Annotated in this window: 22 protein-coding genes and 1 tRNA gene; 13 read left to right on the forward strand and 10 right to left on the reverse strand. The window is 72.8% G+C overall.

What is annotated here, in order from left to right; genetic code table 11:
- Window positions 1-244 precede the first annotated feature (244 nt).
- Complete coding sequence (locus AB0C02_RS06485) at window positions 245-2,050, reverse strand: hypothetical protein (protein ID WP_357541849.1); 1,806 nt, start codon at window positions 2,048-2,050, stop codon at window positions 245-247.
- Between the two features lie 102 nt (window positions 2,051-2,152).
- Here AB0C02_RS06485 and AB0C02_RS06490 point away from each other — a divergent pair.
- From AB0C02_RS06490 to AB0C02_RS06505, 4 genes are all read left to right on the forward strand, one after another.
- A tRNA-Leu gene (locus AB0C02_RS06490) sits at window positions 2,153-2,233 on the forward strand.
- A gap of 109 nt (window positions 2,234-2,342) precedes the next feature.
- Window positions 2,343-3,161, forward strand: a complete 819-nt coding sequence (locus AB0C02_RS06495) for a Bax inhibitor-1/YccA family protein (RefSeq protein ID WP_357541851.1) — start codon at window positions 2,343-2,345, stop codon at window positions 3,159-3,161.
- Between the two features lie 121 nt (window positions 3,162-3,282).
- Window positions 3,283-4,035 carry a Bax inhibitor-1/YccA family protein gene (locus tag AB0C02_RS06500; RefSeq protein ID WP_357541853.1) on the forward strand — a complete coding sequence of 251 codons (753 nt, stop codon included), beginning with the start codon at window positions 3,283-3,285 and terminating at the stop codon, window positions 4,033-4,035.
- 58 nt (window positions 4,036-4,093) lie between these two features.
- A complete protein-coding gene (locus tag AB0C02_RS06505; protein ID WP_357541855.1) occupies window positions 4,094-4,414 on the forward strand; it encodes a hypothetical protein in 321 nt (106 codons plus the stop codon).
- A gap of 83 nt (window positions 4,415-4,497) precedes the next feature.
- Here AB0C02_RS06505 and AB0C02_RS06510 read toward each other — a convergent pair whose 3' ends face one another.
- The 3 genes from AB0C02_RS06510 to AB0C02_RS06520 all read right to left on the reverse strand — a co-directional run bounded on the left by AB0C02_RS06510 (window position 4,498) and on the right by AB0C02_RS06520 (window position 7,759).
- Window positions 4,498-5,760, reverse strand: a complete 1,263-nt coding sequence (locus tag AB0C02_RS06510; protein WP_357541857.1) for an acetyl-CoA C-acetyltransferase — start codon at window positions 5,758-5,760, stop codon at window positions 4,498-4,500.
- 75 nt (window positions 5,761-5,835) lie between these two features.
- Complete coding sequence (locus AB0C02_RS06515) at window positions 5,836-6,636, reverse strand: SGNH/GDSL hydrolase family protein (protein ID WP_357541859.1); 801 nt, start codon at window positions 6,634-6,636, stop codon at window positions 5,836-5,838.
- Between the two features lie 76 nt (window positions 6,637-6,712).
- Window positions 6,713-7,759 carry an SGNH/GDSL hydrolase family protein gene (locus tag AB0C02_RS06520; protein ID WP_357541861.1) on the reverse strand — a complete coding sequence of 349 codons (1,047 nt, stop codon included), beginning with the start codon at window positions 7,757-7,759 and terminating at the stop codon, window positions 6,713-6,715.
- A gap of 141 nt (window positions 7,760-7,900) precedes the next feature.
- On the opposite strand from AB0C02_RS06520, the gene AB0C02_RS06525 reads away from it, so the two are divergent.
- Window positions 7,901-8,257, forward strand: a complete 357-nt coding sequence (locus AB0C02_RS06525; RefSeq protein ID WP_357541863.1) for a YkvA family protein — start codon at window positions 7,901-7,903, stop codon at window positions 8,255-8,257.
- A 75-nt stretch (window positions 8,258-8,332) separates the two neighbouring features.
- Window positions 8,333-9,703 carry a cystathionine beta-synthase gene (locus tag AB0C02_RS06530; protein ID WP_357541865.1) on the forward strand — a complete coding sequence of 457 codons (1,371 nt, stop codon included), beginning with the start codon at window positions 8,333-8,335 and terminating at the stop codon, window positions 9,701-9,703.
- A 51-nt stretch (window positions 9,704-9,754) separates the two neighbouring features.
- Here AB0C02_RS06530 and AB0C02_RS06535 read toward each other — a convergent pair whose 3' ends face one another.
- The 4 genes from AB0C02_RS06535 to AB0C02_RS06550 all read right to left on the reverse strand — a co-directional run bounded on the left by AB0C02_RS06535 (window position 9,755) and on the right by AB0C02_RS06550 (window position 12,834).
- Window positions 9,755-10,270, reverse strand: a complete 516-nt coding sequence (locus AB0C02_RS06535; RefSeq protein WP_357541867.1) for a GNAT family N-acetyltransferase — start codon at window positions 10,268-10,270, stop codon at window positions 9,755-9,757.
- The gene (locus tag AB0C02_RS06540; protein WP_357541869.1) at window positions 10,267-11,196 is read right to left on the reverse strand and encodes a ribonuclease Z; all 930 of its coding nucleotides are present in this window, start codon (window positions 11,194-11,196) and stop codon (window positions 10,267-10,269) included. Before AB0C02_RS06540 ends, AB0C02_RS06535 begins: the two co-directional genes overlap by 4 nt.
- Before the next feature lie 487 nt (window positions 11,197-11,683).
- Window positions 11,684-12,346 (reverse strand): peptide-methionine (S)-S-oxide reductase MsrA, encoded by a 663-nt coding sequence (gene msrA / locus AB0C02_RS06545; RefSeq protein ID WP_357541871.1) that lies wholly within the window; start codon window positions 12,344-12,346, stop codon window positions 11,684-11,686.
- A 74-nt stretch (window positions 12,347-12,420) separates the two neighbouring features.
- Complete coding sequence (locus AB0C02_RS06550) at window positions 12,421-12,834, reverse strand: HIT family protein (protein WP_357541872.1); 414 nt, start codon at window positions 12,832-12,834, stop codon at window positions 12,421-12,423.
- A 66-nt stretch (window positions 12,835-12,900) separates the two neighbouring features.
- Here AB0C02_RS06550 and AB0C02_RS06555 point away from each other — a divergent pair, with 66 nt between their 5' ends.
- The 3 genes from AB0C02_RS06555 to ilvA all read left to right on the forward strand — a co-directional run bounded on the left by AB0C02_RS06555 (window position 12,901) and on the right by ilvA (window position 16,829).
- The gene (locus tag AB0C02_RS06555) at window positions 12,901-14,043 is read left to right on the forward strand and encodes a cystathionine gamma-synthase (protein ID WP_357541874.1); all 1,143 of its coding nucleotides are present in this window, start codon (window positions 12,901-12,903) and stop codon (window positions 14,041-14,043) included.
- Between the two features lie 16 nt (window positions 14,044-14,059).
- The gene (locus AB0C02_RS06560; RefSeq protein ID WP_357541876.1) at window positions 14,060-15,460 is read left to right on the forward strand and encodes an amidase family protein; all 1,401 of its coding nucleotides are present in this window, start codon (window positions 14,060-14,062) and stop codon (window positions 15,458-15,460) included.
- Window positions 15,461-15,608: 148 nt separating this feature from the next.
- The gene (ilvA, locus tag AB0C02_RS06565; protein ID WP_357541878.1) at window positions 15,609-16,829 is read left to right on the forward strand and encodes a threonine ammonia-lyase; all 1,221 of its coding nucleotides are present in this window, start codon (window positions 15,609-15,611) and stop codon (window positions 16,827-16,829) included.
- Between the two features lie 131 nt (window positions 16,830-16,960).
- Here ilvA and greA read toward each other — a convergent pair whose 3' ends face one another.
- Together greA and AB0C02_RS06575 are read right to left on the reverse strand one after the other, a co-directional pair.
- Window positions 16,961-17,461 carry a transcription elongation factor GreA gene (gene greA, locus AB0C02_RS06570; protein ID WP_357541880.1) on the reverse strand — a complete coding sequence of 167 codons (501 nt, stop codon included), beginning with the start codon at window positions 17,459-17,461 and terminating at the stop codon, window positions 16,961-16,963.
- A gap of 152 nt (window positions 17,462-17,613) precedes the next feature.
- Window positions 17,614-18,045 (reverse strand): DUF4307 domain-containing protein, encoded by a 432-nt coding sequence (locus AB0C02_RS06575; protein ID WP_357541882.1) that lies wholly within the window; start codon window positions 18,043-18,045, stop codon window positions 17,614-17,616.
- A 214-nt stretch (window positions 18,046-18,259) separates the two neighbouring features.
- Between AB0C02_RS06575 and mca the strand changes: the two genes are divergently transcribed.
- The 4 genes from mca to AB0C02_RS06595 all read left to right on the forward strand — a co-directional run bounded on the left by mca (window position 18,260) and on the right by AB0C02_RS06595 (window position 24,294).
- Complete coding sequence (mca, locus tag AB0C02_RS06580; protein WP_357541884.1) at window positions 18,260-19,141, forward strand: mycothiol conjugate amidase Mca; 882 nt, start codon at window positions 18,260-18,262, stop codon at window positions 19,139-19,141.
- 48 nt (window positions 19,142-19,189) lie between these two features.
- Window positions 19,190-19,483 carry a hypothetical protein gene (locus tag AB0C02_RS06585; protein ID WP_357541886.1) on the forward strand — a complete coding sequence of 98 codons (294 nt, stop codon included), beginning with the start codon at window positions 19,190-19,192 and terminating at the stop codon, window positions 19,481-19,483.
- Between the two features lie 213 nt (window positions 19,484-19,696).
- Entirely contained in the window at window positions 19,697-22,192 is a 2,496-nt protein-coding gene (locus AB0C02_RS06590) for a bifunctional diguanylate cyclase/phosphodiesterase (RefSeq protein WP_357542362.1), read from the forward strand.
- A 62-nt stretch (window positions 22,193-22,254) separates the two neighbouring features.
- Window positions 22,255-24,294 carry a thioredoxin domain-containing protein gene (locus tag AB0C02_RS06595; RefSeq protein WP_357541888.1) on the forward strand — a complete coding sequence of 680 codons (2,040 nt, stop codon included), beginning with the start codon at window positions 22,255-22,257 and terminating at the stop codon, window positions 24,292-24,294.
- The last annotated feature ends 45 nt before the right edge of the window (window positions 24,295-24,339 follow it).

A 24,339-nucleotide genomic window follows, 5' to 3' on the forward strand; every position in this document is an offset into this window, starting at 1 on the left:
ACCGGCACCCCGAACCCGGGGTGCCGGCCAACGGCGTCTTGCGGATCTTGGAGAGTTGCCGTTCGAGGCGAACGGAAACTCTCCAAGATCGGGCGTACTGGAGGGAGACGGTGACGGGCGGGCGGCGTGGGCGCACGACGGGCTGGGGGCGAGGGTGACCGGCGCAGGGATCAAGCCTGACCGCCCGGAGCCGGTCACCCTCGCCCCCAGCCCTCAAGAGCAACCACCCTCAAGAGCGACCCGCTTAGAACCGCCAGGTCCAGGCGTCCGTGACCCGGGTGCCGGGGCCGAACAGGGCCTCCAGGGTCTGGCGCAGGGTCTCGGCGTGCGGCGCGTCGTCGGTCAGCGCCACACAGGAGGCACCCCAGAAACTGACGTCCCGGGCGGCCTGCCGGCGCTGCTTGTCGCCGATCGTCGGCGGCACCCCCCGCTTCGCGACGTCGGCCAGCAGGGCCGAGGTAGGGCGCTGATAGGTGCCGAAGGACGGTGCGCCGTCGTTGCCGTACGGGCCGATGAAGAAGCCCTCCGGCATGCCGAACGCGGCGTTCGCGGCCGTGGCCCAGCGCATCGGCCAGGGGTTCGCCGGGGTGGCCGTTGGCACTGGGACCAGCACCCCGCCGGGGCGTACGCACTGCCGCCAGTGGCCGGCGGTGACGAACTCGGGTAACGCCGGCCGGGGTGTGGTCGGCAGCGGCGCGGGAAACACGCTGAGCAGGCCCACGCCGACGGCTAGCGGCACCAGCCACCGGGCGCGGCCCCGCTGGGACAGTGCCCGGTCCACGGCCAGGGTCAGCACCGTACCGGCCAGCGGCAGCACCGCCAGGCCGAACCGCGTCGGCAGTGCGCCGTCCACCACCGGCAGCCCGACCAGCAGCGCGTACGGAGCGGACAGCCCGGTCCGCGCGCCGGAGACCAGCACCTCGGGGCCGAGCGACAGCACGCCCATGGCCAGGCCCGCGGCCATGCAGGCGACCGCCAGCGGGCGGCGACCCAGCCAGGCCGCGCAGGCGGCGATCACCAACAGCAGGGGCCAGCCGAGGAAGGTGTTGAACTCGGCCGGGCCGGTGGTCAACCGGGACGCGGCGTCGCCGCCCAGCACGGTGAGCGGGGAGAACGTCGTCCAGCTGGTCAGATCGGCGGCGTAGTGGCGCGGGTCGAACACCCCGTCGGAGACGGCCTGCGGCCCGGCGAACTGGTACCACAACGGGTACCAGAGCACGAACCCGGTCAGGCCGGCAGCTGCGGCCAGCCCGACGCCGAACGCGGGCAGTGCCCGGCGCGACAACGTACGGTCGGCCAGCCCGTACGCGACGGCCGTCAGCAGCAGGGTGACCGCGGTGAGGAAGAGCATCTCCTCGCCCGTGAAGAACTGGGCGATGGCCGCCACGGCCAGCCCGAGCGCCGAGGTGGCCACCCGTCGGCGGTTCGGCCCGCCCGTCCGGCCCTTCGGGTCGGCGGCCCGGAGCAGCCGGACCACCAGCCAGACGATCACCGGGACCAACCACTGGGCGGTCATGTGCAGGTGGCCGTTGCTCTGCGAGACCATGCCGGGACCGAAGCCGCACAGCGCCGCGCCGAGGCCGGCGGCGAACGGGTGGGCGCGCAGCACCCGGGTGAACAGCAGGTACCAGGCGATCGCGGTGCCGGCCAGGTTGCCGGCGAGCAGCAGTGCGAAGGTGACCGGCGCTCCGAACGCGAGCGTGACCGGGGCGAGCAGCACCCCGAGCGCGATCACCGTGGTGTTGGTCAGCAGGTTGACCCCGTCCGGCGCGTTGAGCCGGTCGGTGAGCAGGCTGAAGTCGCCCAGCAGGGCGCGCGAGTCGGCGGCCAGGAACCACTCGTAGAGGGTCTGGTCGGCCGGGTTGAGCGCGAGCACCCGCTGCTCTGGGGCCGGCCACAGGCCGTGGGTGAGCACCCCGGCGAGCAGGGCGAAGAGCAGCCCGGCCAGCAGGTCCGCGCGGTGGCGGGCCACGGTGGCGAGCAGGCGGCCGGCCCGGCTCGGGCGGGCGACGGCAGGAACGTGGCGGACTGCCAGGGCGGGGCTGGTCACGGCTTCGACCATAGGTGCGGGACCCGCCGGGGTACGCCTGCCCGGCCCGTAACGGTTACGGTGAGACCTGCACCGCCGCGCTTCGCCGCGCCGGTGTCACCCGCCCGGGTGGTGGAACGGCAGACACGGCCGCCTTAAAAGCGGCTGCCGCGAGGCGTGCGGGTTCGAGCCCCGCCCCGGGCACCTAGACTCTCAGGTTTCCCACAGCTTTACTCCGGGCCCGGGGGTGTGCGCCCCGACTACCCTGGAGCTGCGCGTTCACGTGCATCGACCCCCTGAGGGAGGCCTGAAAGTGAAGACCTCGAACCCGGTGCTGTCCCGGTTCGGCCAGGCGGCCGAGCGCGAGCGGGCGGCCGGGTACGCCCAGCCCGGTTACCCGCAGCAGTACCAGCCGTACCCGCAGCAGGACGCCCCCGGTTACAGCTCCGCGGTGTCCTCGGCCACCGCGGCCCCGATGACCCTGGACGACGTCGTCGTCAAGACGGTCACCATGCTGGCGCTCCTCGGCGGCGCCGCGGCGGCCACCTGGGTGCTCGTCCCCGACCACCTGCTCGGTGCGGCCTGGGGCGCCGGCGCGTTGGTCGGCCTGGTGCTCGGCCTGATCATCTCGTTCTCCCGGATGGCGAATCCGGCGCTGGTGGTGGCGTACTCCATCATCGAGGGCGTCTTCGTCGGCGCGGTGAGCAAGGCCTACGAATCCGCCTTCGACGGCATCGTGCTACAGGCCGTGGTGGGGACCTTCGGCGTCTTCTTCGTGATGACGATGCTCTACAAGGCGCGCGTCATCCGGGCCACCCCGAAGTTCGCCAAGATCATGATCGCGGTCATGGGTGGCCTCTTCGCCGCCATGCTGGTCAACCTGGTGCTCAGCCTGTTCGGCGTCAACACCCACCTGCGCGACGGCAGCCCGCTGGCCATCGGCTTCAGCCTGGTCTGCATCGTGGTCGCCTCGCTGAGCTTCGTGCTCAACTTCGCGAACATCGAAGAGGGCGTCCGGATGGGCCTCCCGCAGCGGTACGCCTGGACGGCCGCCTTCGGCATCGTGGTCGGCCTGGTCTGGCTCTACCTGGAGGTGCTGCGCCTGCTCAGCTACCTCCAAGGCGACGACTGACCGCCGCTACACCTGAGACGCCCGCCTGCCGCGACCGCGGCGGCGGGCGTCGTCGTTTCTCCGTCGCTGCCACGCCGCCCCGGGCAGAGTGAAACCGGGGTACGTCGGCGAGGAGGTCCCGGTGCAGAGTGCCAACCCGGTGCTGACCCGGCTGGACGACGTCGGTCGGGCCGAGCGCCAGGTACTCGGCCCCGCCGACACGATGACCGTGGCCGACGTGGTCAGCCGGACGATCGGCCTGCTGCTGCTCACCGGCGTCACCGCGGCGGTCTCCTGGGTGTACGTGCCGCAGGCGGTGTGGATCCCGGCGGCGCTGGCCGGCAGCTCCCTGGCCAGCCTGGCGTTGCTGCTGTTCATCTCCCTCAGGCAGCTCACCAACCCGCCGCTCATCGTGGGGTACGCGGTGCTGCAGGGGCTGCTGCTCGGGGTGGCCAGCCGGGCCTTCGAGCTGGTCTATCCGGGCATCGTGGTGCAGGCGGTGATCGGCACCTTCGGTGTCTTTCTCGGCATGGCGCTGCTCTACCGGGCCCGGCTGGTCCGAGCCACCCCGAGGATGGCCCGGCTGGTCGCGGGCACGCTGCTCGGGATCCTCGTGCTCGGCCTGGTCAACCTGATCGCCTACTTGATCACCGGGCGGCAGGGGGTGGTGGTCTACAGCCTGACCGGGCGGGTGGGCTGGTTGCCGTACGTCTTCTCGGTGGTGGCGATCATCGCCGGCGCGTTCAGCTTCATCCTCGACTTCGACCTGGTCGAGCGGTCGACCCGCGCCGGCCTGCCCCGCCGGTACGCCTGGTACTGCGCGTTCGGGCTGCTGGTCGGCTTGATCTTTCTGTACTGGCAGATCCTCCGCCTGCTCAGCTACCTCCGGCGCTGACCTGCGACAACTCCAGCTCGCCGCGCCACGACCTGGAGCCGTCGTAGACTCGGCCACGATGAGCGCAGCGGAACTGGACCGGGCGGTGGAGCTGTTGGTCCGTCAGGTCGGGCACTGGGAGCAGCCGCGCTGGTCGGCGGCGGCCGAGGGCGGCAACGTCTCCCGGGCCGACCTGGTGCACAAGCTGGTGCAGGAGATCGCCAACCTGGCGGCGGACGCGGAGGGCGAGCCGCGCCGGGACGTGCCCCGGCTCGGCAGCGACCTGGTCCTGCCCGACCAGCTCCGGGTGGTCGCCGCCGACCTGGCGGCGGCCGGTCCTCCGGAGTCGGTGCTGGCCGAGGCCGCCGCCACGGTCGCCCGGACCCGCGCCACGCTGTAGCCCGCTGGCCCGCTGGCCCGCGGCCCGGGGCGCGGTCCGCCGGTGTGGCACTCCGCGCACCCGGGCCGGGCGCTCGAATCGGGTCAGCTCAGCCGTTCGAGCACCATGGCCATGCCCTGGCCGCCGCCGACGCACATGGTCTCCAGACCGATGGTCTTGTCGTGCCACTCCAGGGCGTTGAGCAGGGTGCCGGTGATCCGGGCGCCGGTCATGCCGAACGGGTGCCCGACGGCGATCGCGCCGCCCATCACGTTCAACTTCTCCTCCGGAATGCCGAGCTGCCGGTACGACGGGATCACCTGCGCGGCGAACGCCTCGTTGATCTCGACCAGGTCGACGTCGTCGATGGTCATACCGGCCCGCGCGAGGGCCTGCTTCGACGCCTCGACCGGGCCGAGGCCCATGATCTCGGGGGAGAGCGCGGTGACGCCGGTGGAGACGATCCGGGCCAGCGGGGTGAGGCCGAGGTCCCTCGCCCGCTGGGCGCTCATCACGATCACGGCGGCGGCGCCGTCGTTGAGCGGGCAGCAGTTGCCGGCGGTGATCCGGCCGTCCGGGCGGAACACCGGCTTCAGGCCGGCGACGCCTGCCATGGTCACCCCCGGGCGTGGCCCGTCGTCGGTGCTGACCACGGTGCCGTCCGGGGCGGTCACCGGGGTGATCTCGCGGGCCCAGAAGCCGTCGGCGATCGCCTTCTCGGCCAGGTTCTGGCTGCGTACGCCGAAGGCGTCCATGTCCTCGCGGGTGATGTCGTAAACCTGGGCGAGGTTCTCGGCGGTCTGCCCCATGGCCAGGTAGACGTCGGGGAGCTGACCCGCCTCGCGCGGGTCGGTCCACACCTCGGCGTCGCCCTGCGCGCGGGCCACGGAGCGCTTGCGGGCCGCCGTGAAGCGGGGGTTCTCCCAGCCGCCGCCGACCAGCGCCTGCGCCTCCGCCGGAAGGCCGTCGGAGTTGCCCCGGGCGTACCTGGAGACGGTCTCGACACCGGCGGAGATGAACACGTCGCCCTCGCCGGCCCGGATCGCGTGCATGGCCATCCGAGTCGTCTGCAGCGACGAGGCGCAGTATCGGGTCAACGTGGCGCCGGGCAGCCCGTCCAGGCCCAGCAGGGTGGCGACCACTCGGGCCATGTTGAAGCCCTGCTCGCCGCCGGGCAGCCCGCAGCCGAGGTAGAGATCCTCGATCGTGGTCGGGTCGAGCGCGGGCACCTTGTCGAGGGCGGCCTGAACGATGGTGGCGGTGAGATCGTCCGGGCGGACGTCCCGCAGGGATCCCTTGACCGCACGACCGATGGGGGATCGGGCGGTGGCGACGATGACGGCGTCACGGGGCGACTCAATCGGCATGAACCAACGTTAACCCGCAGGTAACTTACGGCGGAAGCTCGCCGCTGGGCGGGAAATGTCACGCCCGGCGGCGGGTCAGTGGTGGTGTCGGGTGGCGACCATCGCCGCCGCCTCGACCGCGGGCAGCAGGGCGTGCGCCCAGACCCGGTAGCCGTCGGCGGAGGGGTGGTAGCCGTCGTGGCAGAGCGTGCCCGCGTCCGCCCGGAACACCGGGCCGGTCTCGGTGGCCAGGTCGACCACGCTGGCGCCGGCCTGCAGCACGGCCGACATCTGGGCCCGGGCGATCCGCCGCCCCGACCAGGCGAGCACGTGCCGCAGCGGGGACGCGACCGCGCGTACCGAGCCGAGGTCGGGGCAGGTGCCCACGACCACCTCGACGTGCGCCTCGCGTAGCCGGCGCACCGCCGACCCGAGGTACGCCGCGGCGTCCGCAGGCCGGGCCAGCGCGGTGGCGTCGTTGGCCCCGATCAGGATCACCGCCACGTCGGGGCGCTCACCGAGCAGGGCCCGGGCCACCTGGGTGGCCAGGTCGATGGAGCGGGAGCCGGACACCCCCACGCTGGACAGCCGCACCCGACGGCCCGTAGGCCCCTCGGTGAGCAGTTGGGCCAACTGGCCGCCGACGGTCTCCTCGAGGCGGTCCACCCCGACGCCGAGCGCCGAGGAGTCGCCGAGCAGCACCAGCCGCAGCGGCGGGGCGTCGGCCCGGCCGACCGTCGCGCGGAGCGCGAGGCCCAGCTCGGGCTGGGCGTACCGGCGGCTGCGGGCGGCGATGGCCTGGCCGGCGAGGATCGCCGCCCCGCCCACCGTGCCGGCCAACAGGGACAACGCCGCAGCCCGGCCCAGCCGGACAGCCACCTCGCTGCGCTTGCTCATGCCGTCGCCTCCCTTCGGTCGGCACCGGCATGAGGCTGGGCCGCGCTGTGCCCGATGATTCGCTCGCTACGCTCGCTCATGCCAGTCCCTCCAAGGTGGGTGAGTCGGCGGTGGGACCAGGCTGCGGCACCGCGCCGACGCCGAAGAAGGCGCGCCGCCGAAGCTGCGCCCAACGCCCGCCGGGCCCGTGGTCGCGGCCCCGGACCTGGGTGCCGCTGACCTCGGTGCCAGCGTGCCGGGCCGCCTCGTGAGCTGCCTCGGGGAGCGACCGTACGCCTTCCCGGGCGACAAGCAAAGGCCTGCGTTCCGGACCGGCGCCCAGCGCGGCGAGCAGGGTGGGCAGCAGCGCCGCCGCGGCGACCGCGTACCCCTCGGCGGACGGGTGGAACCGGTCCCAGGCGAACATCCGGGCCGGCTCCGCGGCGAACCGGGGACCGAGCAGGTTACCGAGGGAGACCGTCCAGCCGCCCGCCTCGACCACGGCCACGGTCTGGGCGGCGGCTAGCTGGCGGCTCCAGCGGCGGGCCAGCCAGCGCAGCGGCGGCCGGATCGGTTGGATCGCGCCCAGGTCGGGGCAGGTGCCGACGACCACCTCGCACCCGGCCGCTCGCAGCGTGCGGACCGCGTCGACCAGATAGCGCACGGCCACCGGCGGCGACGTGCGGTTGGTGACGTCGTTGCCGCCGATCAGGATGACCGCGACCTCCGGCTCGACCTCCAGGGCCGCCTCGACCTGCGGCTTCAGCCCGGCGGACAGGGCGCCCACCACGGCGAACCGGCGCAGTCGTACCGGCCGGTGCAGCCGGCGGGACAGGCCGGTGGCCAGCAGCGCGCCCGGCGTCTCGCGGCGGCGGAACACGCCGTAGCCGGCGGCCGAGGAGTCGCCGAGGATCACCATGGTGACCGGGGGACCGGGGAGCTTCGTGCCGTATTCCCCGTCGCAGCGGGGCGGGGGCGCCTCGGCCATCGGGATCGTGCGCCGGGCCTGCCGGGCCTGGCCGAGCAGCACACCGCCGGTCGCGACGGTGGCCGCCACGGTGGCGCCCGTGCCGATCGCCGCCAGGCGGGCGATCCGCCGGACGTCCCGCCAGCCGACGGGTGCGACGGAACCAGCGTCCCCCATGCATCGACATTATCGCGCCACTCCGACACCCGCCCTTCCCGTGATCGGGTGGCTGGGAATCGACGGTTCCGGGTATCTGTTGCGGCAGGGGCGCACTTGCGCCGGGACCGCATGCTGGTGGGGCGGAAAGGGGCGACGAGAATGGCAAGGACGTTGAAACGGAGCGCGGCCTTCGCCGCGCTGGCCCGGGCGCTGCTGGCGGGGGCGCGGGGCGGCCCGTCGCTGGGCGCGCGGCTGGCGGCACTGCCGAGGATGATCCGGGCCACGGCGAAAGGCCACTACGACGGCGGCCTGCGACTGGCCCTGATGACCGCGGCCATGGCGTACATCGTCTCGCCGATCGATCTGATCCCGGAGTTCCCGCTGGGGCTGATCGGCCTGGCCGACGACGCGGTGATGGCCAGCTGGCTGGCCGGCAGCGTGCTCGCCGAGACCGAGCGGTTCCTGGAGTGGGAGGCCCGTCGCAGCTCGGTCATCCCGGGCCATGTGGTGCCCTGACGACACGTACCCTGGGCGACGAGTGAACGTCCGCCCGGCCGCCGGCGCCGGTGCCGCAACGAAGGGCACAACGAGGTGCAGTACTACGACAACGTCGTCGAGCTGATCGGCAACACCCCGCTGGTACGGCTGCGCAACGTCACCGAGGGCATCCAGGCGACGGTGCTGGCGAAGGTGGAGTACGTCAACCCGGGCGGTTCGGTGAAGGACCGGATCGCGTTGCGGATGGTGGAGGACGCCGAGAAGGCCGGGCTCCTGAAGCCGGGCGGCACCATTGTCGAGCCGACCAGCGGCAACACCGGCATCGGGCTGGCTCTGGTGGCCCAGCTTCGGGGCTACCAGTGCGTCTTCGTCTGCCCGGACAAGGTCAGCCAGGACAAGCAGGACGTGCTGCGCGCGTACGGCGCCGAGGTGGTGGTCTGCCCGACCGCCGTCGCGCCGGAGGACCCGCGTTCCTATTACAACGTCTCCGACCGGCTGGCCCGGGAGATCCCCGGCGCCTGGAAGCCCAACCAGTACAGCAACCCGGCCAACCCCCGCTCGCACTACGAGACCACCGGTCCGGAGCTGTGGCAGCAGACCGAGGGGCGGATCACCCACTTCGTCGCGGGCGTCGGCACCGGCGGCACCATCTCCGGCATCGGCCGCTACCTGAAGGAGGCGTCCGAGGGCCAGGTCAAGGTCATCGGCGCGGATCCGGAGGGGTCGGTCTACTCGGGCGGCACCGGGCGGCCGTACCTGGTCGAGGGCGTCGGCGAGGACTTCTGGCCGGAGACGTACGACCGCGCCGTCGCCGACCAGATCGTCGAGGTGTCGGACAAGCAGTCCTTCGACATGACCCGGCGACTGGCCCGCGAGGAGGGGCTGCTGGTCGGCGGCTCGTGCGGCATGGCCGTGGTCGCCGCCCTGGAGGTGGCCCGCACGGCCGGCCCGGACGACGTGATCGTGGTGCTGCTGCCGGACGGTGGCCGGGGCTACCTGTCGAAGATCTTCAACGACAGGTGGATGGCCCGGTACGGCTTCCTGGACAATGCCGGCACCGAGCCGACCGTGGCCGACGCGCTCGCCAGCAAGCCGGGCGGCCTGCCCGAGCTGGTGCACGTCCACCCGACCGAGACGGTCCGCGACGCCATCGACTACATGCGCGAGTACGGCGTCTCCCAGCTGCCGGTGCTCAAGGCCGAGCCGCCGGTGGTGACCGGTGAGGTGGCCGGCTCGATCGCCGAGAAGGACCTGCTCGACGCGCTCTTCACCGGGCAGGCCCACCTGCACGACACGATCGAGCGGCACATGGCCGAGCCGCTGCCGATGATCGGTGGCGGGCAGCCGGTCAGCGAGGCCGTCGCGCTGCTGGAGAAGGCCGACGCCGCGCTGGTGCTGGTCGACGGCAAGCCCAAGGGCGTGCTGACCCGGCAGGACCTGCTCGCCCACCTCGGCGCCCGCTGAGACGTTAGGAGGGGCCCCTTCCTAACGCCTCGTGCACAGGAAGGGCCCCTCCTAACCTCCGGTGAGCCGGGCGTATCGGAGCTGGGGGACCAGGACGGTGCCGATCCGGTCGTCCCGGCGCGCGCCGGTCGCCGTCCAGCCGCCGTGCTCGTAGAACCGGCGGGCGTGCGCGTTCCGCTCCAGCACCCAGAGCGCCGCCCGGGACCAGCCGCGCGCCCGCATCGCGGCCAGGGCGTCGACCATCAGCGCCCGCCCGGTGCCCCGACCCCGCTCGTCCGGCGCAAGGTGGATGGCGTTGAGCAGGCCGGTGTCCGGGTCGCCCGCGTCGTCCGGGCCGAGGTAGCTGAAGCCGACCAGCTGGCCGTCACGCTCGACGACGGTCATTCGATGGTCCGCGGCCTCCCAGGTCAGCCGTTCCACCCAGTACAGGCCCAGTTGCTCCGGCGTCGGCCGGGCCAGCGTCGCCGCCGGCAGGAACGACGAGTACGCCGCCACCCGGGACCGCTGGTGCAGCGCGCCGACCGCCATCAGGTCGGCCTCGGTGGCGGGGCGTAGCGTGACGGTCACCGGGTCGAGGCTACCCGCCGGGGCGGCACGGGGATCGTCATCAGGTCCTCGGCGATCACCAGCTCACCGGTGAAGTGCCGCCGAGCCTCGTCCGCGAAACGGCGCGGGTCGGCGTACCGCTGGGAGAAGTGGGTGAGCACCAGCGTGCGTACCCCCGACTCGGCCGCGACCCGCGCGGCCTGCCCGGCGGTGAGGTGGCCGACCTCGGCGGCGAGGGTGGCCTCCGACTCCAGGAAGGTCGACTCGATGACCAGCAGGTCGGCGTGCTCGGCCAGGGCCCACACCCCGTCGCAGAGCCCGGTGTCCATCACGAACGCGAACCGCTGCCCCGGCCGGGTCACGCTCACCTCGTCCCGGGTGACGCGGCGTCCGTCCAGGTCCAGGTGGCCGACGCGGTGCAGCTCGCCGACCGCCGGGCCGGCGATGCCGTACGCGGCCAGCTTCTCGGGCAACATCCGGCAGCCGTCCGGCTCGACGAGGCGATAGCCGTACGTCTCGATCGGGTGGCTCAGCCGGCGGGCCTCCAGCGTGCCGATGCCCAGGTTGAACCGTTGCCCGTCGGCCCCGATCGGCTCGACGGCCAGCTCGGCGGTCTCGTAGAAGCTCGCCGCGTGGCGCAGCCGGGCGAAGTAGTCCGCGCCACCGGCGGGAAAGTGTACGGCCACCGGGTGCGGCACCCGGTCGAGCGAGAGCCGCTGGATGACGCCGGGCAGGCCGAGGCAGTGGTCGCCGTGGAAGTGGGTGACACAGATCCGGGTCAGGTCGGTGGCGGAGATCCCGGTGTGCAGCATTTGCCGCTGGCTGCCCTCGCCCGGGTCGAAGAGCAGCACCTCGTCGTCCCAGCGCAGCAGGTAGCCGTTGTGGTTGCGCCGTCGGGTGGGGGCCTGGCTGGCCGTCCCGAGCACCACCAGCTCGCGCATGGACACGGCTCCTCCTGCTGACATGAAGCGACCCCCGGGGCTTCCGCGCTTGCGCGGGCCGGCTGGACTGGGCCGGCACCCCGGGGGTCGGGTGGCTGTCGTGAATTCGCCGCACCGCTGCCACACGGTCTCGACGATGGTGCCTGTGCCCGCCTCGCGGCGGACGGGGTTACTGTCGAGGACAGCGGCTAGCGGACAGCCACCTCACGAGTCCGATTGCTATACAAAGCTGGACCACCTCCTTTCCCGTGTACCGCCACGCTATCCAGTTCCGCGTGACCCCGGCAACGGATTTCGATCACAGGCCGGGGGGCGGGAGCCCGGGCGGGACCCAGGGCGGCCACCGGCCCCTCCGATGCCGGGTGTCGCGGGCAGAGACGACTGCGCGCCGCCTTTGGAGCTGATGTCGTAAGCGATTCACGGAGACGGCGAGTCGTTCCTGATGTCAGCTCCAAAGGCGGTGACGGGATATCGATGCCCCGCAGCCCTCTGATCAGCCGGCGGTACGGGCCACGCCGACGGGGCAGCTCAGCCCGGTCGGGCCGTGGGTGCAGTAGCCGTTGGGGTTCTTGGTCGGTGCCAGGTACTGCTGGTGGTAGTCCTCGGCGAAGTAGTAGTCACCGAGCCGGGTGATCTCCGTGGTGATCTCGCCCTTGCCGGCCCGCTTCACGATCGGCGCGAACGCGTCCCGGGACGCCTGCGCGGTGGCGAGCTGCTCGTCGGTGGTGGTGTAGATCGCCGAGCGGTACTGGGTGCCGACGTCGTTGCCCTGGCGCATGCCCTGGGTCGGGTCGTGGTTCTCCCAGAAGACCTTGAGCAGGTCCTCGTAGCTGATCCGGCTGGGGTCGTAGACCACCTGGACCACCTCGGCGTGCCCGGTCATCCCCGAGCAGACCTCCTCGTACGTCGGGTTCGGGGTGATGCCACCCGCGTAGCCGGCCGAGGTGGTGATGACGCCGGGGAGGGTCCAGAACAGGCGCTCGGCCCCCCAGAAGCAGCCCATCCCGAAGACGGCGACCTGCGAGCCCTCCGGGAACGGGCCCTTCAGCGAGGACGGCAGCACCTCGTGCCGGTCGGCGATCGGCATCGCGATCGGTCGGCCCGGCAGGGCCTGGTCGGGGGTGGGCAGCTCGGCCTTCATACGGCGAAGAAACACAGTGGGGCTCCTCTCATGCCTTTCCCAGCGTGCAACACCGCCGGTCCCCGCTTTCTTACCCGCCCGCGCCGCGCTCAGGCCAGCGCGGTGCTGATCCGGCGGGCGAAGCCCTCGGCCTCGGCGTCGTCCGTGTAGCGGGTGCGCGGCCAGAAGAAGCCGCGTAGCCCGTCGCCCTTCGTGCGGGGCACCACGTGGGTGTGCAGGTGCGGGACGGACTGGGACACCTTGTTGTTGACCGCCACGAACGTCCCACCGGACCCCAGACCGGCCTCCACCGCCACGATGATCCGTTGCACCAGCCGGAAGTAGCCGGGCAGCAGCTCGGCCGGCAGCTCATCGAGGGTGACCACGTGGGGGCGCGGCACCACCAGCAGATGCCCCTTGAAGACCGGCCGGGTGTCCAGGAACGCCACCCCGTCCGACTCGTCGGCTACCCGGAACGCCGGCACCTCGCCCGCCACGATCCCGCAGAACACACACCCGCTCACCGCGCCAGGCTAGTGCCGGCCCGGGTTCCACGCACCGGGACGCGACGGCGGACTAACGTCTCGGGAATGAGTCACGGCTTCGAGACGCTCGCCATCCACGCCGGCCAGGACCCGGAAACCCGCACCGGCGCGGTGATCCCACCGATTTACCAGACCAGCACCTACGCCCAGGACGCCGTCGGTGCGCCCCGGCAGGGCTACGAATACAGCCGTTCCGGCAACCCCACCCGGGACGCCCTCCAGGAGTGCCTGGCCGCGCTGGAGGGCGGGCCGGTGGGCCTCGCCTTCGCCAGCGGCCTGGCCGCCGAGGACACCCTGCTGCGTGCCGTCTGCAAGCCGGGCGATCATGTGGTCATCCCGGATGACGCGTACGGCGGCACCTACCGGCTGTTCGCCAAGGTCGCCGAGCGGTGGGGCCTGGACTTCACGCCGGCGAAGGTCTCCGACCCGGACGCCGTGCGGGCCGCGATCCGCCCCGGCAGCACGAAGATCATCTGGGTGGAGACGCCGACCAACCCGCTGCTCGGGATCGCCGACATCGCCACCCTGGCCGCCGTCGCGCACGACGCAGACGCGTTGCTGGTGGTCGACAACACCTTCGCCTCGCCGTACCTGCAGCAGCCGATCGCGCACGGCGCCGACGTGGTGGTCCACTCCACCACCAAGTACGTCGGCGGACACTCCGACGTGGTCGGTGGCGCCCTGGTCGTGGCCGACGCCGGACTGGGCGACCAGCTGCGCTACCACCAGAACGCGATGGGCGCGGTCAACGGGCCGTTCGACGCCTGGCTCACCCTGCGCGGCATCAAGACCCTCGGCGTACGGATGGACCGGCACTGCGACAACGCCGAGCGGATCGCGGCCTACCTGGACGGTCACGCCAAGGTGGCCGAGGTCCTCTACCCCGGCCTGCCCGCGCACCCCGGGCACGAGGTGGCCGCCAAGCAGATGCGCCGGTTCGGCGGCATGATCTCCTTCCGTGCCGCGGGCGGCGAGGAGCACGCCGTGCAGATCTGCAACCGGGCCAAGCTCTTCGTGCTCGCCGAGTCCCTCGGCGGCGTCGAATCCCTGATCGAGCACCCGGGACGGATGACACACGCAAGTGCAGCCGGCTCGCCGCTTGAAGTTCCCGGTGATCTCGTGCGACTGTCTGTCGGCATCGAGACGGTCGACGACCTGCTCGCCGATCTGGAGCAGGCGCTGGGCTGACCGCTGGCTGGGGAGGGTGGCCGTGCCGGACATCATGCCGACGACCTGGGTGGGGGCGACCGCCAAGCAGATCGCCCGGGGCGTACGACGGGGTGACGTCTCGGCCACCCAGGTCGTGGCCGACCACCTGGATCACCTCGCGCACGCCGACGCCGAACTCGCCGCGTTCCGGACGGTACGCGGCGGGCAGGCGATCACCGAGGCGGAGAAGGTCGACGAGCAGGAGGACCTGGCCAACCTCCCGCTGGCCGGGGTGCCGGTCGCGGTCAAGGAGAACACTCCCGTGGCCGGGCTGCCCACCTGGAACGGCTCGGCCGCCGCGCGTACCCCGGTGGCGGAGGCCGACCACGAGGTGGTCCGGCGGCTGCGCGGTGCGGGCGCGGTGATTCTCGGGGTGACCCGGATGCCGGAGCTCGGCCTCTGGGCGCTCACCGACGACGAGACCGGGGCCACCCGCAACCCCTGGGACCTGTCGCGTACCCCCGGCGGCTCGTCCGGCGGCGCCGCCGCCGCGGTGGCCGCCGGGCTGGTGCCGATGGCGCACGGCAACGACGGCCTCGGCTCGATCCGCATCCCGGCCGCCTGCTGCGGCCTGGTCGGGCTCAAGCCTGGCCGGGGGGTGATTCCCTATCAGCTCGGCGCGGACGACTGGTTCGGTCTCGCCGAGCACGGTGTGCTCACCGGCACGGTGGCCGACGCGGTGGTCGGCTTCTCGGTGTTGGCCGGGCGGCGCCCCGACAAGCTGGCGCAGCCGTCGCGGCTGCGGGTCGGCGTGTCGCTGCGCTCGCCGGTGCGCGGCGTCGCGCCGGACGCGCCCAACCGGGACGCGGTGGCCGCTGCCGGTCGGCTGCTCGCTGCCGCCGGCCACGACACCGTGCCCGCCGACCCGGTCTATCCGACCGCGCTGGGCCTCAAGGGGCTCGCCACCTGGTTCGCCGCGGCCGCCGCCGACGCGCAGGCCGCCGGGCTGCCGCGGAGCGGGCTCCAGCGGCGCAGCCGCCGGCACGTGGTGCTCGGCGAGTGGGCGCAGCGCCGGGGGTATGTCCGCGAGGCCGATCGGCGTGCCTGGCGCGAGCGGTCGGTGGGCTTCTTCGCCGACCACTCGATCGACCTGCTGCTCACTCCGGCGTTGGCCGGGCCGCCGCCGGAGGCCGCCGGCTGGTCCGGCCGGTCCTGGCTGGCGAACATGAAGGCCAACATCCGGTACGCCCCGTACGCCGCCCCGTGGAACATCGCCGGGCTGCCGGCGATCGTGGTGCCGGTCGGCCGCCGCCCGGACGGCCTGCCGGTCGCTGTGCAGTTCGTCGGCCCGCCCGGCTCCGAACTGCTGCTGCTCGGCGTCGCCGGCCAGTTCGAGTTGCAGGCACCCTGGCAGCGGCACGCCCCCGGCTATCCCCGGGTCGCGGCCACCGCTTGATCGACTCCGTGTGCGGCAGGTTGTGGTCACATCCGATGAGGTGACCACATATTGCCGCACACCGAGTCGATCAAGGTGTTTCCCGGCGCGTGCCGGTCGTTGGGGACGTCGCCGCAGGTCGCGGCGGGGCGGGTGGCACGATCGAGGCATGACGGAACTGGTCGGCCTCGCCGACGTACGGGCCGCGCGGGAACTGCTCGCCGGCGTCACCCGCACCACCCCGCTGGAACCCTCCCGGCCGCTCAGCGCCGTGCTCGGCGGCCCGGCGTGGCTCAAGTGCGAGAACGTCCAACGCGCCGGGTCGTACAAGGTGCGCGGGGCGTACGTGCGGATCTGCCGGCTCTCGGCCGACGAGCGGGAACGCGGCGTGGTCGCGGCGAGCGCCGGTAACCATGCGCAGGGAGTGGCGCTCGCCGCCGGCCTGGTCGGCACCCATGCCACCGTCTTCATGCCGATCAACGCGCCGCTGCCGAAGGTGGCCGCCACCAAGGGGTACGGCGCCACCGTCGAACTGGTCGGCAACACCGTGGACGAGTCGCTGGTCGCGGCGCAGACCTTCGCCGAGCGGACCGGGGCGGTGTTCATCCACCCGTTCGACCACCGGGACGTCATCGCCGGCCAGGGCACCGTGGCGTTGGAGATCCTCGAACAGTGCCCGGACGTGCAGACCATCGTCACCGGGGTGGGCGGCGGTGGCCTGGTCTCCGGCATCGCGGTGGCGGCCAAGGCGCTGCGCCCCGACGTACGGGTGATCGGGGTGCAGGCGGCGAGCGCCGCCGCCTTCCCGCCCTCGCTCAAGGCCGGCGCGCCGGTACGCCTGCCGTCCTTCTCGACCATCGCCGACGGCATCGCGGTGGGCCGCCCCGGCGAGCTGACCTTCACCCACGTCCGCAAGCTGGTCGACGAGATCGTCACCGTGTCGGAGGAGGACATCTCCCGGGCGCTGCTGATGCTGCTGGAACGCGGCAAGCAGGTGGTGGAACCGGCCGGGGCGGTCGGGGTGGCCGCGTTGCTGGCCGGGGCGGTCGAGCCGCAGGCGCCGGTGGTGGCCGTGCTCTCCGGTGGGAACATCGACCCGCTGCTCATGCTCCGGGTGATCGAGCACGGCCTGGCGGCGGCCGGTCGCTACCTGCGGGTCACCGTACGCTGCTCGGATCGGCCGGGTCAGCTCGCCTCACTGCTCAGCCAGATCGCCGAGCACCGGGCCAACGTGGTCGACGTGGAGCACCAGCGGGTCAACCCGCACCTGCGCCTCGGTGAGGTGGAGGTGGCGCTCTCCGTGGAGACGCGCGGCGTGGAGCACTCGGACACGCTGATCAGCGCCCTGCGGGCCAGTGGCTATCAGGTGGTGTTCGCCGGCGAGGCGTGAGGTGGCGCTTCGGGCCCGAGAGACGACGCGACCGCCCTGGCCGGTGGGCCGGGGCGGTCGGTGTGGCTCGGGTCCGACCGGCCTGTCAGCCCCGGTCGGGAGGTCGGTCCCGGCCGGTCGGCTCGGGCGGTCTAGCCGGAGAATGGCTCGAACTTGACGATGGTCACCTTGATGTCGGCGCCGCTTGGGGCCGTATAGGTGCAGCTCTGGCCCGCCTTGCCGTTCAGGATCGCCCGGCCCAGCGCGGACTCGGGGCTGTAGACGGTCAGGTCGGTGGTGGAGGCGATCTCCCGGGAGCCGAGCAGGAAGGTGTCGGTGTCGCTGGCGTCGTCGTCGAAGTAGATCGTGACGACCATGCCGGGCGACACCACGTCGGCGGTCGGGGCCTCGCCGACCTTGGCCGTGCGGAGCAGCTCCTTGAGGTAGAGGATGCGGCCCTCCGCCTTGCCCTGCTCCTCGCGGGCGGCGTGGTAGCCACCGTTTTCCCGCAGGTCGCCCTCCTCGCGCCGGGCGTTGATCTCGGCGGCGATGATCGGCCGGTTGGCGATCAGCTCGTCGAGCTCGCCCTGCAGGCGGTCGTACGCGTCCTGGGACAGCCAGGTGGCGGGCGCCTCGTTGCCATTCGTAGACACAGGCGGTCTCCTTGGTCGTGCGGACTGGCTGACAGGTGAACTTCCAAGGCTACCAGTGCGAGACCCGTCCCCGGGTGCAGTAGATCACCCGCGGATGGCCGCCGGCGACGGTCACCCGGTCCGTGGCGCCGCCCTGTGGCGCGGAGGCCGAATCAGCGTTGGAAGCAGCGCAGCACTTCGCCGACGTACGGGCGGGCTGTGGTGGGCACCTCGTGCCGGGCGGTGACCTGCCGCTCGCCGGCCGGGGCGGTCACGGTGACCTCCGCGCGGCCCACCTCGGCGCCGTCGTACGAGCGGGCGCGCAGCAGGCATGTCGCCGAGCCGCCCGGAGGCAGGGTCACCCGGAAGTCGACCACCACGCGGGAGTCGGTGATGTCGGTGTAGGTGATCACGTCGGCCCGGTACTCCGGGTCGCCGTACTGGCGGTAGAGCTTCGCGGCGACCAGGCCCAGGATCGCCAGCAGCACGAGCGCCAGCAGCGTCCGTAGGACGGGACGGCGGCGCCCCGGCTCTCGGCGTCGGCCGTAGCGGCCGGGCGGAAAGACCGGCGCGCCCGGTGCGACTGTGGCGTGCGTCTCGGTCACCGGCGGGTATCTCCTGGCGTTGTTTGTCGGCGGCATCGGCAAGAATGGCAGAGTCCATCTTCCCAGCCCGGCGCTGAGTCAAGGATGGCAGGTCGGCTTCGTTGCCGAGCGGCCAGCACGGGGGTCTACACGGGCGCGGGGGAGGATTCCGGCAGGTCAGTCGGTTGGTCCCGGGGCGGGCCCGGCCGGCGGGCACAGACGAGGAGTGCCGAAGGTGGCAGAGCAGCTGCGTCTCATGGCCGTGCACGCCCATCCCGACGACGAGTCGAGCAAGGGTGCGGCGACCATGGCGAAATACGTCGCCGAGGGGGTGGATGTCCTGGTCGTCACCTGCACCGGTGGCGAGCGGGGCAGCGTCCTCAACCCGAAGATGGACCGGCCGGACGTCTGGGCCAACATCGGCGACATCCGCCGTGCCGAGATGGACACGGCCCGGGCGGTCCTCGGCATCGAGCAGGCCTGGCTCGGCTTCGTCGACTCCGGGCTGCCTGAGGGTGACCCGCTGCCGCCGCTGCCCGAGGGCTGCTTCGCCCTGCAGGACGTCGAGGCCGCCGCAGGCCCGCTGGTGCGGCTGATGCGGCAGTTCCGTCCGCACGTCGTCACCACGTACGACGAAGAGGGTGGCTACCCGCACCCGGACCACATCATGACCCACAAGGTGACCGTTGCCGCCTTCGAGGCGGCCGGCGACCCGGAGCGCCACCCGGAGCTGGGCGAGCCGTGGCAGCCGCTGAAGCTCTACTACGACGTGGGCTTCTCCCGGAGCAAGATCATGGCCCTGCACGAGGCCATGCTCGCCGCCGGCAGCGAGTCGCCGTACCACGACTGGATCAAGCGCTGGGACGAGCGCCCCGACAAGGGCCACCGGATCACCACCCGGGTCGAGTGCGCCGACTACTTCCCGGTCCGTGACGACGCCCTGCGCGCCCACGCCACCCAGATCGACCCGGACGGCTTCTGGTTCCAGGTGCCGATGCAGTTGCAGCAGCGCGCCTGGCCCACCGAGGATTTCCAGCTCGCCCGCTCGCTGGTGGACAGCCCGCTGCCGGAGTCCGACCTGTTCGCCGGGGTCCGCGAGACGTGCCATGCCCGCTGATTCCCCGGCGGGCTACGCTGGTCGGCAACCGCACATCGGAGGAACACCATGCTGACCACCGCCCAGGTGCTCGCGCAGAACAACTTCGGTGACACGCGCACGGGTGGTCTGGCCGGGCCGATGGGCCTCTTCCTCATCGTGCTGCTGGGCACCGCCACCGTCCTGCTGATCCGCAACATGAACGCCCGCCTGCGCCGGCTGCCGGACCGTTTCCCGCAGCAGGCCGGTCCGGCCGGCGGGAATCAGGCCGAGGCGACGGTCCTCGACCCGACGGATGGGATCGTGACGCAGGATTCACCGACGAACGTTCCCAGCGGCCCCCAGCAGCGCCGAAACGGGTAGTCGGCGCGTGAATCACGCCGAAGCCGGTCGTCGACCCCTGTTGCGACCACCGGCTTTGGCTTAGCCTTCCGCCGGGGGACCAGAGTCCCTCAGCCGTGCGCGGGAGGGGGCGTCGATGTCGATGGCAGCAGTGTCCGCCCGCCGTGCCCGCGAACCGTCGGCCGGCAGGGTGAGACCGTGAGCTCCGGCAGGGACGGGCAACCCCCCGATCGGCTGGGCCTGCGCGGTACGCCGACCGGAGCGCTCCTGCTGACCCTCGCCGTCGCGGTGACCGCCCTGCTGGCCGCCGTGCTCGGCCTCACCGTCACGGCGTCCCTCCCATCGGGCGACCCGCTGCCGGCGCCCGCCCGGTTCGGCCTGGCGGTCGCCGCGTTCGCCGTCGCCCACCTCGCCCGCCTGCGCTTCCGGACCGCGTCCGGGATGGTCAGCATCACCTGGGGCGAGGCCGCCCTCATCGTCTGTCTCTATCTCGTACCGGCCGGCTGGCTGCCGAGCGCGGCGCTGCTCGGCACCGGGGCCGCCTGGACGACGATGTCGCTGCTCGCCGACCGTCAGCCCGTGCTGGAACTGGTCCGGATCACCGGCTCGCTGACCGCCGCCACCGCGCTGGCCGCGGCGGTCGCCAGCGCGCTCGGCCGCCCGATGCTCGCCGCACCGACCCCCGAGCTCGCGCTGGCCCTGATCGCCGGCTCGGTGACCTACCTGCTCACCACCGCCTGGCTGGGCGGCGCCACCCTCGCCCTGCGGCACGGGATCTCGGTCGGTCCGCCGGTGCTCGCCGCGCTCCGCGGCAAGCTGCTCATGTTCGTCGGCAACGTGGCCGTCGGCCTGGTCGTGGTCACGCTGCTGGAACTGGACGTCCGCTGGCTGCTGCTCCTCCCACCGCCGCTCTGGCTGCTCCAGCAGACCTACCGGCACCGGCTCCGGGCCGACCAGGAGCGGCGCACCTGGCGGGCCTTCGCCGAGGCCACCGCCGCGCTCAACCAGCTCGACGAGCGGGGCGTGGCGACCGCCGCGGTGACCGGTGCGCTCACCCTCTTCGGCGCCGAACTGGTCGAGGTTGACGTCGCCCGGGGCGACGGCCGGTGGCGGCGCTATCGGGCCGACCCAAGCGGCCAGGTACGCGACCGCGAGGTGGCGTCGCCGGCGCGTACCGAGTCGAGCGAGCAGGAGCTGATCCGGCCGCTGACCGTGGGCAGCGCCGAGGTGGGCCAGCTGCGGGTCCACTTTCCCCGGTCCGCCCCGCCGTCCGCCCGGGAACGGGACGCGATCGCCGCCTTCGGCGACGCCCTGGCCGCCGCCCTGCACGACGCCGCGACCCACCGTGAGCTGCGGCTGGTCACCGCCCGATCGTCGTACGAGGCGGTGCACGACCAACTCACCGGGCTGCTCAACCGGGCCGCGATGCTCACCAAGGGCGACCAGGCGCTGCGGCAGCGCGCCCACGACCACCCGGTGGCGCTACTGCTGCTCGACGTCAACCAGTTCAAGGAGGTCAACGACACGCTGGGGCACGCGGCCGGCGACGAGCTGCTGCGGCTGACCGCGAACCGGCTGGCCACCCTGACCCGCCCCGGCGACCTGCTCGGGCGGCTCGGCGGCGACGAGTTCGCCCTGCTGCTGACCGCGGTCCCGGTGGTCGACGACCGGGCCGCGCCACTGGCGTACGCGCTGCGCCAGGCCCGGGAGATCGCCGAACGGCTCGCCGCGCCGACCGAGGTGGCGGGTGTACGAATGTCCGTCGAGGTGGCGGTCGGGGTGGTGGTCGCCGACGCGGGCACCGCCGACATGACCGAGCTGCTGCGCCGGGCCGACATCGCCATGTACCAGGCGAAGGAGGGCGGCGGCAGCGTCGCCGCGTACGACAGTTCCCGGGATGCGGCGAGCACCGACCACCTGGCGTTGCTCGCGGAGCTGCGGGAGGCCCTGGCCGCCGACGACCAGTTGGTGCTGGCGTTGCAGCCGGCGGTGGACCTGGCCACCGGCGCCCCGACCGGGGTGGAGGCGCTGATCCGCTGGCGGCACCCGCGGCGGGGCTGGCTCGGCCCGGCCGACTTCATCCGCCCGGTCGAGAACAGCGAGCAGCTCGGCAGCTTCACCCGGTACGTGCTGGACAAGGCCCTCGCCGTGGCCGCCGGGTGGGCCCGCGAGGGGCTGGACCTGCCGATCTCGGTGAACCTCTCCGCGCGTAGTCTGCTCGACCCGCGACTGCCGGCGGAGATCGGTGAGGCGCTGCGCCGACACCAGGTGCCGGCGCAGCGGCTGGTCCTGGAGATCACCGAGACGGTGGTGATGAGCGAGCTGGAGGTCATCGACGAGGTGCTCGCCACCCTGCGGTCGATGGGAGTGCAGCTCGCCGTCGACGACTTCGGGACCGGCTTCTCGTCGTTGACCTTCCTGACCCGGATCGCCGTCGACGAGCTGAAGGTCGACCGCTCCTTCGTGATCCGGATGGCCGACTCGCCGGAGGCGGCGGCGATCGTCCGGACCACCGTCGGGCTCGCCCATGAGCTGGGGTTGCGGGTGGTGGCCGAGGGGGTGGAGACGGCCGAGCAGCGGACCGCCCTGGCCGAGCTGGGCTGCACCGCCGCCCAGGGTTACCACTTCTTCAAGCCGATGCCGGCGGACAAGATCGGCGCGGTGCTGGGGTCACTTGTGGACACCGCCCACGGCAACGTCGTCCCGCTCCGCGCCGACGGCGCGTCCTGACGGCTCATCCCGAGAGGCCGCTCCCGCAGCGCTATCGGCGACACCCTCGATATGGTCATCGGGTGAACCGACTTGCCAATGCCACGTCGCCCTACCTGCTCCAGCACGCCGACAATCCGGTCGACTGGTGGCCCTGGTGCGACGAGGCGTTCGCCGAGGCGAAGCGGCGCGACGTACCGGTGATCATCTCGGTCGGCTACGCGGCCTGCCACTGGTGCCATGTGATGGCGCACGAGTCGTTCGAGAACGAGGCCGTCGCCCGAGTCATGAACGACGACTTCGTCTCGATCAAGGTGGATCGGGAGGAGCGGCCGGACGTCGACGCGGTCTACATGACCGCCACGCAGGCGATGACCGGCCAGGGCGGCTGGCCCATGACCGTCTTCGCCGCCCCGGACGGCACCCCGTTCTTCTGCGGCACGTACTTCCCGCGCCCGAACTTCATCCGTCTCCTCGGTTCCGTCGCCACCGCCTGGCGCGACCAGCGGGAGGCTGTGCTGCGCCAGGGCGCCGCGGTGGTCGAGGCGATCGGCGGTGCTCAGGCCGTGGGTGGCCCGACCGCCCCGCTCACCGCCGAGCTGCTGGACGCCGCTGCGGACCAGCTCGCCCGGGAGTACGACGAGACGAACGGCGGTTTCGGCGGCGCACCCAAGTTCCCGCCGCACATGAATTTGCTCTTCCTGCTCCGGCACCACCAGCGCACCGGCTCGGCCCGGAGCCTGGAGATCGTCCGGCACACCTGCGAGGCGATGGCCCGGGGCGGCCTGTACGACCAGCTCGCCGGCGGGTTCGCCCGCTACTCGGTGGACGGCCACTGGACCGTGCCGCACTTCGAGAAGATGCTCTATGACAACGCCCTGCTGCTGCGGGTCTACACCCAGCTCTGGCGGCTCACCGGTGACCGGCTGGCCCGCCGGATCGCCCGGGACACCGCCCGGTTCCTCGCCGACGAGCTGCACCGGCCGGGTGAGGGCTTCGCGTCCGCGCTGGACGCGGACACGCAGGGCGTCGAGGGCCTCACCTACGTCTGGACCCCGGCGCAACTGGTCGAGGCGCTGGGGGAGGAGGACGGCCGCTGGGCCGCCGACCTGTTCGGGGTCACCGAGTCCGGCACCTTTGAGCACGGCAGCAGCGTGCTGCGGCTGGCCCGGGACGTGGACGACGCCGACCCGGAGATCCGGGCGCGCTGGCAGAGCGTGGTGGGCCGGCTGCTCGCCGCCCGGGACGCCCGCCCCCAGCCGGCCCGCGACGACAAGGTGGTGGCCGCCTGGAACGCCCTGGCGATCACCGCGATCGCCGAGTTCCAGCAGGTCGCCGCGCTCTATGCGTCCCCCGACGACGAGGACGCCAACCTGATGGACGGTGTCACGATCGTGTCCGACGGCGCGATGCGGGACGCCGCCGAGCACCTGGCGAGCGCGCACGTCGTGGACGGGCGGTTGCGCCGGGTCTCCCGGGACAAGGTCGTCGGCGAGCCGGCCGGTGTGCTGGAGGACTACGGCTGCGTGGCCGAGGCGTTCTGCGCGATGCACCAGCTCACCGGCGAGGGGCGCTGGCTGGCCCTGGCCGGTCAGCTCCTCGACGTGGCGCTGGCCCGGTTCGCGGCACCGGAGGGCGGCTTCTACGACACCGCCGACGATGCCGAGCGGCTGGTCAGCCGGCCGGCCGACCCCACCGACAATGCCACCCCGTCGGGCCGGTCGGCGATCGTCGCGGCGCTGGTCGCGTACGCGGCGTTGAGCGGCGAGACCCGCTACCGGGAGGCGGCCGAGGCGACCCTGTCGACCGTCGCGCCGATCGTCGGCCGGCACGCCCGGTTCACGGGGTACGCGGCCACCGTCGGCGAGGCGGTGCTGTCCGGGCCGTACGAGATCGCGGTGGTGACCGACGACCCGACGGGTGACCCGCTGGTGGCCGCCGCCCAACGGCACGCCCCGCCCGGCGCGGTGGTGGTGGCGGGCCGCGCCGACCAGCCCGGGGTGCCGCTGCTGGCCGGGCGGCCGGCGCTGGACGGGCGCTCCACCGCGTACGTCTGCCGGGGGTTCGTCTGCGACCGGCCGGTCACCGCGGTCGACGACCTGGTCGCCCAGCTCAGCGGTTGACCTCGTCGACGGGGGCGGCCCGGCCGGCGGCCCCCGCCATCCGCC

This window comes from Micromonospora sp. NPDC048999, assembly GCF_040649295.1.
In the GTDB taxonomy this organism is placed as follows: domain Bacteria; phylum Actinomycetota; class Actinomycetes; order Mycobacteriales; family Micromonosporaceae; genus Micromonospora.